We start from the raw sequence: 5,405 nt of genomic DNA on the forward strand, positions 1-5,405 counted from the left end.
CGCGGTTTCGCCCGATGTGTCGGCGTTGCCGTCCACGGATCATCCGGCCAGGGATGTTTGGGATAACGCCCCTTCAACTCCTTCTTCACTTCCGGATAGGTGCGCTCCCAGAAACCCTGCAGATCCTGCGTCACCTGGATCGGTCGCCCCGCCGGCGACAACAGATGCAAGGTCACGGGAATGCGCCCACCGGCCACGCGCGGCGTATCGGCGAGGCCAAATAATTCCTGCAGCTTCACCGCCAATACCGGCGGTTCGCCCGGGCTGTATTCAAGACGGCGCGTCTGCCCGCTCGGCACCGCCAGGCTATCGGGCGCCTGCGCATCCAAGTGCCTGCGTTGCTCGTAGTCGAACAACGCCGCGAGCGCTTGCGACAGATCCTCTTCCGACAACGCATCGAGCTTGCGCTTGTTTTGCAGATAAGGCGCAAGCCAGTCTTCCAGCGTTTCCAACAGATGTGCATCGGAAACATCCGGCAGCCCAAGATCCGGCATCCACTCGCGCAACGATTGCATGCGCAGGCGCAAGCGGCGTGCCGCTTCGCTCCATGGCAACGCATCGAGCCCGCGTTGGCGAATCGCTGCAAGCAAGGCGGGCACGGCATCTTCCGCCTGCACAGGAACGCTGCGGCGCTCAAGCACGATGGCGCCGAAGCGACGTTCTTCGAACGCTTCCACGGCCGCGCGTTCTTCATTCCAGCGCACGTTGCGCACGCGCTGGAACTGCGCGGGATAATCCTCTTCCAGTACGCGCGGATCGAGCGGCGCGCCGGAAAGAACCAGGCTGTCGCGCGCTTCGTGACGAAGATCGAGCACCACCAGCCAAGGTTCGCCCATCAGCACCGTCTGCTCGTGCAAACGCGCACCGCGGCCGTTCGCCAAGGTGTAGCGCAAAGGATTGCCTTCGTCCTGGCGCGCGATGCGATCGGGAAACGCATGCAGCAACAGGTCACCCACCGCATGGCTATGCGGCACACCGCTGGCCGCACTGCGCAAGCCCAAACGCTGGCGCCAACCTTTGCTGGCTTGCTCGATCGCCGCGAGCGCACCGGCATCGGCGCCATAGCTGGAACCCGTTGCGCTGCGCCGATCGCGCCAGGCATGCAGTGCGGAAACGCGGGCGCGAAAATCATCGCTGCGCGCCTGTTCGCCACGCAGCGGCGAGCGCGCTTCCATCAAGGCAAGCAGATCGGCCACCAAGGCATGCAGGGTTTCCGGCGCACGCAACGCTGCCGCACCAAGCCGCGGCGTGGCGCCGAGTTCCAGCATGCGGCGTCCCAAAGCGGTGATGCGCTCTTGTGCATCGAGCGCACCCAGACGCGTCAACAGTTCACGCGCTTGCGCCAGGGCGCCGGTCGGCGGCGCATCCAGCCACGGCAGCTCGGCACTGCCCCACGCCGCCAGCTCCAAGGCAAGGCCGGACAATTCAGCCTGGGTGATTTCCGCCGTGCGCGATGCATCCAGCCGACGGCTTTGCGGCCATAGGCGATACGCGGCGCCTTCCGCCACACGTCCCGCACGCCCCGCGCGTTGATCGGCGGACGCTTGCGAAATAGCCACCGTTTCCAACCGCGTAAAACCCGAGTTGGGATCGAAGCGCGGCTCGCGTGCAAGCCCGGTATCGATCACCGCACGAATACCCGGCAACGTAACGCTGGACTCGGCCACGTTGGTGGCAAGCACGATGCGCCGCATGCATTCCTCCGCCGGCGCCAGCGCGAATTGCTGCTCGGCCAGCGACAGTTCGCCGTGCAACGCCACCACTTCCAGGTCATCCCGCTGCAGCGCTTGCAGCATGCCCTGCACGCGCACGATTTCACGACGGCCAGGCAGAAAGGTGAGCACGTCGCCTGGATTTTCCTCCAGCGCCTGCCGCACCACGCGCACCAGATGCTGCTCCATGTTTTCCTGCGTACGCGCCGGCGGATACTCGACGCGCACCGGAAAGCTGCGCCCCGGACTGCTGATGCGCGGCGCGTCCAGCCATTGCGCGATGCGTTCGCCATCCAGCGTGGCGGACATCACCACGAGGCGCAGATCCGGCCGCAAGGTGTGCTGGATATCCAGCGCCAACGCGGCGCCCAGGTCGCCCGCCAGGTGACGCTCATGGAATTCGTCGAACAAGATGGCGCCGATGCCGGTGAGTTCCGGGTCGCCCTGGATCAGTCGTGTGAGGATGCCTTCGGTCACTACTTCGATCCGCGTGGCCGCACTGACTTTCGATTCAAAGCGAATGCGATAGCCCACCGTCTGCCCGATCGGCTCACCCAGTTGCTGCGCCATGAATTGGGCGGCAGCACGCGCGGCGATACGCCGCGGTTCCAGCATCACGATCTTCTTGCCGTCGAGCCAGCTTTCGTCGCGCAAGGCGAGCGGTACCTGGGTGGTCTTGCCGGCGCCGGGCGGCGCCTCCAGCACCAGGCGCGACTGCGTGGCCAGTGTGTTGCGGATATCGGGGAGTAACGGGGTGATGGGAAATGATGGTGCGCTCATGCGCGCCATGATAGTGGCCGCGCCAATCTTCGTCGCGTTGCAAAAACCGATGACAGGCGCACGGCGTCAAGGATTGCTTGCCAACAAGCGAGCGTAATTAACGCAGCGCACCATCTCGCGATGCATCTACTCACCCTCCGTTTGCATCGTTCTCGCCCATGCCTTACGGCCTATACGCCAGCATCGAACTTGCCAGCTGGATGCTTCTCGGATAGCGTAGTGATAGCGCTAACATTTTGCGGACGCACGCGACGGTGCATGTGACCGATTCGCCATCGGGTTTCCGCATGACCCATCGACAGGGATTGAAACCTCATGAGCACTCCTTTTATCGGAAAACGCGAATATTTCCCCAGCATCGGCCGTATTCCCTTCGAAGGCCGCGAGTCGGATAACCCGCTGGCGTTCAAGCACTACGACGCCAACCGGAAGATCGGCGAGAAAACCATGGCCGAGCATCTGCGTTTTGCGGTGTGCTACTGGCATAGCTTCTGCAACGCCGGCCACGATCCGTTCGGCCCTGGCACACGCAACTATGCGTGGGATGCCGAAGGCGCGCCGATCGCGCGCGCGGAAGCCAAGCTCGATGCCGCGTTCGAGTTTTTTACCAAGCTGGGCGTGCCCTACTACTGCTTCCACGATATCGACATGGCGCCGGATGCGGACGACGTCATCGAATACGAGAAGAACCTCAAGCACATGGTCGCCTTGGCCAAGATGCGCCAGAAGGCCAGTGGCATCAAGTTGCTATGGGGTACGGCAAACCTGTTCAGCCATCCGCGCTACATGAATGGTGCGGCGACCAATCCGGATTTTGCCGTGGTGGCGCGCGCAGGCGTGCAGATCAAGGCGGCATTGGAAGCCACCGTAGAACTCGGCGGCGAAAACTACGTGTTCTGGGGCGGACGCGAAGGTTATGCCTCCTTGCATAACACGCAGATGAAGCGCGAGCTGGATCACTTCGCGCGTTTCCTCACGATGGCGCGCGATTACGGCCGCAGCATCGGCTTCAAGGGCAACTTCCTGATCGAGCCCAAGCCGATGGAGCCGATGAAGCATCAATACGATTTCGATTCCGCCACGGTTGCAGGTTTTCTGCAGAAGCATGGCCTGGACAAAGATTTCAAGCTCAATATCGAGGCCAACCATGCCACGCTATCGGGTCACACGTTCGAGCACGATCTGCAGGTGGCATCCGATCATGGGTTGCTCGGCAGCATTGATGCCAATCGCGGCAATGCGCAGAACGGCTGGGACACCGATCAATTCCCGACCGATTTCTACGATACGGTTGGCGCGATGATGGTGGTGTTGCGCCAGGGTGGCCTGGCACCTGGCGGCCTCAACTTCGATGCGAAGGTGCGACGCGAATCCACCGATGCGGATGATTTGTTCATGGCGCATATCGGCGGCATGGATGCCTTCGCGCGCGGCCTTGAAGTGGCGCATGCGCTGTTGACGCGCTCGCCTTGGGAAAGCTTGCGCGCTGAGCGCTATGCCAGCTTTGATCAAGGAGCAGGCATGGATTTCGAGCAAGGAAAACTCGGTCTTGCCGATTTGCGCGAACTCGCCGCCAAGCAAGGCGAACCCGCCAAGCGCAGCGGCAAGCAGGAGCGTTACGAGAATCTGCTCAATCAATACCTGATGCGCTGAAATGTGCGATCAGCCGCTCGAGTGCGGGCACAACGTTCGCGGGTGTTGGCGTGCGATGCTGGGGTTCGGCTTCGCCGCGCCCCAACCTGCCTCCGCATCATGCCTAGGCTTTTTTGCCGGCCACGGCGTGCGGCGGCGCCACCGAATCGCGCAATACAAGCTGATGCGCAGCCACTTGGTGCACCACCACGCGCGGTTCGCCTTCCTTGCGGCGAATGGCGCGCAGCAGGATATCGATGGCGGCATCCGCCATCGCCAGAATCGGCTGGCGAATGGTGGTGAGCTCCGGCCAGATCGTGGTAGCCGCGGAGCTGTCGTCGAAACCCACGACAGACAGATCGCGCGGCACATCGATGCCGCGCCGATGCGCGACCGACACCGCCGCCGCTGCCATGTCGTCGTTACCGGCGAATATGGCCGTGGGTGGCTTGCGCAAGGCGAGCAGTTCTTCCGCCACCGGCAGGCCGGAGCGATAGGTGAAGTAGCCCTGCCGCACCAGCGCCGTATCCAATGGAATTCCCGCTTCCTTCAGCGCGGCCTGATAGCCCTCGAAACGGCGCGTGCTGGCGCTCTGGCTGGGGTTGCCCTTGATGCAGGCGATGCGGGTGTGTCCCATCTTGATGAGGTAGTTGGTGATTTCCTTGCCGGCCAGGAAATCGTCGATGCGCACGCTGGAAATATCGGGATCGAAACGGCCCGCGGCAATCGCGACTACGTGCACGCCGGCTTTCACCAGTTCGTCGATCACCGTTTTGGATTCGCACAGTGGCGGCGGCAGGATCACGCCGGCCACCTTGCGCGCCAGCGCACGTGCCGCCTTGCGTTCAGTGCCCACGCCAAGCTCGTCCCAGTCGGCAATGACCAACTGCGCTGCCGAGCGCGCGGCGCCGTGCAGCGTGCCCATCAACAGTTCGCGCAAGTAGGCGCCACTTGGATCGGTGTAGATCAGCGCAATGCGCGCATCCTGCGCCGCCGCCAAGGAGCTGGCTGCCGCGTTGGGCACGTAGCCGAGCTTGTTCACGGCCTGCATGACCTTCTCGCGCGTGGTGTCGCGCACCTTGCTGTGGCCGTTGATGACGCGCGATACCGTCATCGGCGAGACCTTGGCAAGCGCGGCCACTTCATCGATGGTGACGGCGCCGCCTTTGCGGCGCACCGATTTCTTGTCTGTCCTCTTCAAGGTCGTTTCCTTTCAGGCGAATCTGCCGCGGTCAGCAACGCAACGTGGTCACGGTTGAAATCGTCGGTGGGTTCAAAGCG

The 5,405-nt window shown here is 63.0% G+C and carries 3 protein-coding genes; 1 reads left to right on the plus strand and 2 read right to left on the minus strand.

Features of this window, described 5'->3' with window-relative positions:
* On the minus strand, nucleotides 1–2,492 hold a 2,492-nt coding region (gene hrpB, locus VJR68_RS08690; protein WP_324147279.1), incomplete at its 3' end, for an ATP-dependent helicase HrpB.
* Between the two features lie 315 nt (nucleotides 2,493–2,807).
* Between hrpB and xylA the strand changes: the two genes are divergently transcribed.
* Nucleotides 2,808–4,145: a xylose isomerase gene (gene xylA, locus VJR68_RS08695; RefSeq protein WP_324147280.1), complete on the plus strand. Its 1,338-nt coding sequence runs from the start codon at nucleotides 2,808–2,810 to the stop codon at nucleotides 4,143–4,145.
* A gap of 103 nt (nucleotides 4,146–4,248) precedes the next feature.
* Here xylA and VJR68_RS08700 read toward each other — a convergent pair whose 3' ends face one another.
* Nucleotides 4,249–5,325: a LacI family DNA-binding transcriptional regulator gene (locus tag VJR68_RS08700; protein WP_324147281.1), complete on the minus strand. Its 1,077-nt coding sequence runs from the start codon at nucleotides 5,323–5,325 to the stop codon at nucleotides 4,249–4,251.
* Nucleotides 5,326–5,405 lie beyond the last annotated feature (80 nt).

This window comes from Dyella sp. (assembly GCF_035277725.1).
Lineage (GTDB): Bacteria > Pseudomonadota > Gammaproteobacteria > Xanthomonadales > Rhodanobacteraceae > Dyella_B.